We start from the raw sequence: 2,569 nt of genomic DNA, 5'->3' as shown, positions 1-2,569 counted from the left end.
CCGGATGGACTAAGCCGCTCCGCGGCAATGGCGCTCGTGGCTGGCGTTGGTTGGTGAACTCGGCGTTTTCTATGTGGCTGGCCCTTCTGGGCTGACGATTGAGGTCTTCCCACCGTCAGACAGGAGGTTCCAATGGAGGAGAAGAAGACCACGCCGCTGCGCCAGCGGATGATCGAGGACATGAACATCCGCGGGTTGTGCGAGAAGACCCAGAAAGCCCACATTCGGAATGTGAAACATTTCGCGTCCTTCCTCGGTAGGGCGCCCGACACAGCCACGCCAGAGGACCTTCGGTCATACCAGCTGAAGATGACCGAAGAGGGGGTGACCGCCAGCACGTTCAATGTGCGCATCATCTCGCTGCGGTTCTTCTTCGGTGTCACGTGCGGACGCGACGAGATGAAGCGGTTCATGCAGTTCCACCGCAACCCGCGGAAGTTGCCGGTCGTTCTGAGCGTCGAGGAAGTGGCAGATCTGATGGCCGCCGTGCCGGGCCCGGGGCTCAAGTATCGCGCAGCGCTCGGGATCAGCTACGGAACCGGGCTGCGCGCGTCCGAGGTCTGCAACCTGAAGGTCAAGGATATCGACAGCGACCGGATGCTGATCCATGTCGACGACGGCAAGGGCGGACGTGACCGCAAGGCCATGCTCTCGCCGAGCCTGCTGGATCTATTGCGGGATTATTGGCGCGAGTCCCGTCCCGAGGGCTGGTTGTTCCCCGGCAAGCCCAAGATCAACCCGCTGTCGCCGCGTCAGTTGAACCGGGCATTCACCTCGGCCAAGCACATGGCAGGCATCAAGAAGGCCGCGACATTGCACACATTGCGGCACAGCTTCGCCACCCATCTGCTCGAGGCCAATACGGATGTCCGGGTGATACAGGTGCTGCTCGGGCATGCCAAGCTGACGACAACGGCACGCTACACCCATGTGGCGACCAAGACGATCCGCGGGACGGTCAGCCCCTTCGAGCAGATGAAGATGCTTCAGGACGAGACCCTGCGACGAGGGTTGGAATAGCACCCGGGGCGCATGCCCCGGCCCAAGCTGGAGATCGCTGACATCTTCCGCGCGTACGGCCCTGCGTGGCGGCGGGCCAATGCCGGGCATGTCAGCCTGACACAGCTCAAGGTGATGTCGGCCATCGAGGCCTGCCGGACCGAAGCGCTCGGCGGGCATGTGGCGGGCTGTGCCACGTGCGGCCACCAGCACATAGCCTACAACTCCTGCAAGAACCGGCATTGCCCGAAGTGCCAGGAACCGGCGGCGCGGGACTGGATGGCAGCGCGCGCCGAGGATCTGCTGCCCGTGGAATACTTCCACGCCGTCTTCACGCTGCCGGCGGAGATCGCGCAGATCGCCTACTGGAACAAGCGGGCGGTCTATGGGCTGCTGTTCAAGGCTTCGGCGGAAACGGTGATAACCATCGCGGCCGACCCCAAGCGAATGGGTGCGCGGGTCGGCATGACCAGCGTGCTCCATACCTGGGGCTCGGCGCTGACGCATCATCCCCACATCCACATGATCGTGCCGGGCGGCGGCCTGTCGCCCGACGGCACGAAGTGGATCGCCTGCCGCCCCGGGTTCTTCCTGCATGTGCGGGTTCTGTCGCGGCTGTTCCGACGCCTGTTCCTGGAGGGGCTGAGGGATCTGCACCGGGCCGGTCAACTGGCCTTCTTCGGCGATCTGGCCGAGCTGGCCAGCGCGGACACCTTCAGCGCCTGGCTCGCCCCGTTCCGTAAATCCGACTGGGTGGTCTATGCCAAGCCGCCCTTCGGAGGACCGAAGTCCGTGCTGGCCTATCTCAGCCGCTATACCCACCGCGTCGCCATTTCCAACGCGCGCCTGGTCAGCGCCGATGCCCATACCGTCGCCTTCCACTGGAAGGACTACCGCATCAAATCCGGCGACCGGCAAAAGGTCATGCGGCTGGCCACGCCCGAGTTCATCCGCAGGTTCCTGATCCACGTCCTGCCCGATGGCTTCCACCGCATCCGGCACTACGGCCTGCTGGCCAGTTCGGCCCGAAAGGCCAACATCACCAAGATCCGCGCCTTGCTCTGCGTCCAGCAGCCTGACCGGGTCGCCACGCCGGAACCCAAGACCGAGATCGCTCCGCTCACCCTGCGCGAGCCATGTCCCTGCTGCGGCGGGCCCATGCGCATCATCGAGATCTTCAGGCGCGGGCAGATACCGATGTCGCGCGCGCCACCAAGGGACCAGGCCGCATGACGTGTCGCCCGTCATCCATCACGGCTCACCACCGGGGAAAGCCCGCTGATCCGGCCCGAACCGCGTGTGCTCGTTTGCTTCCGGCGCGGCAAGGGCCGACAATAGCTCCAACACGCGCAGCCTTGTCGGGATCCTCGGCCGGGTTCGCGACAGTATCAGCCATCTGGCTCGCCTTCAGCCGCGCCCCGGATCCAGCCGTGGCTCCGAACCTCCGAACACATTCCCCATAGCCTGATCCAAGACCCCCGCGGCTTCCTCCTTCCGAGGTTTGTCAACGCGGGCCGCCACCTCCCGGCCGCCCACGTCGCGCCGCGGCCCGCATCGAAAAACCTTCAGG

2 protein-coding genes are annotated in these 2,569 nt (G+C 65.0%); both read left to right on the top strand.

Going from position 1 to position 2,569, the window contains the following annotated elements:
* Positions 1–132: 132 nt before the first annotated feature.
* Positions 133–1,020, top strand: a complete 888-nt coding sequence (locus tag HCC78_RS32015; protein WP_172332739.1) for a site-specific integrase — start codon at positions 133–135, stop codon at positions 1,018–1,020.
* 12 nt (positions 1,021–1,032) lie between these two features.
* Complete coding sequence (locus HCC78_RS32010; protein WP_172332738.1) at positions 1,033–2,232, top strand: IS91 family transposase; 1,200 nt, start codon at positions 1,033–1,035, stop codon at positions 2,230–2,232.
* Positions 2,233–2,569: the final 337 nt, after the last annotated feature.

Origin of the sequence: Mangrovicoccus sp. HB161399, from assembly GCF_013184745.1 — a bacterium.
GTDB lineage: Bacteria > Pseudomonadota > Alphaproteobacteria > Rhodobacterales > Rhodobacteraceae > Mangrovicoccus.
The sequence above is the reverse complement of the archived record's forward strand: the minus strand, read 5'-3'. Positions and strand labels throughout refer to the sequence as shown.

Excerpts from the sequence above, each read along its gene's own strand:
- HCC78_RS32010 (WP_172332738.1), top strand. The coding sequence starts at position 1,033 with ATGCCCCGGCCCAAGCTGGAGATCGCTGACATCTTCCGCGCGTACGGC.
- HCC78_RS32015 (WP_172332739.1), top strand. The coding sequence starts at position 133 with ATGGAGGAGAAGAAGACCACGCCGCTGCGCCAGCGGATGATCGAGGAC.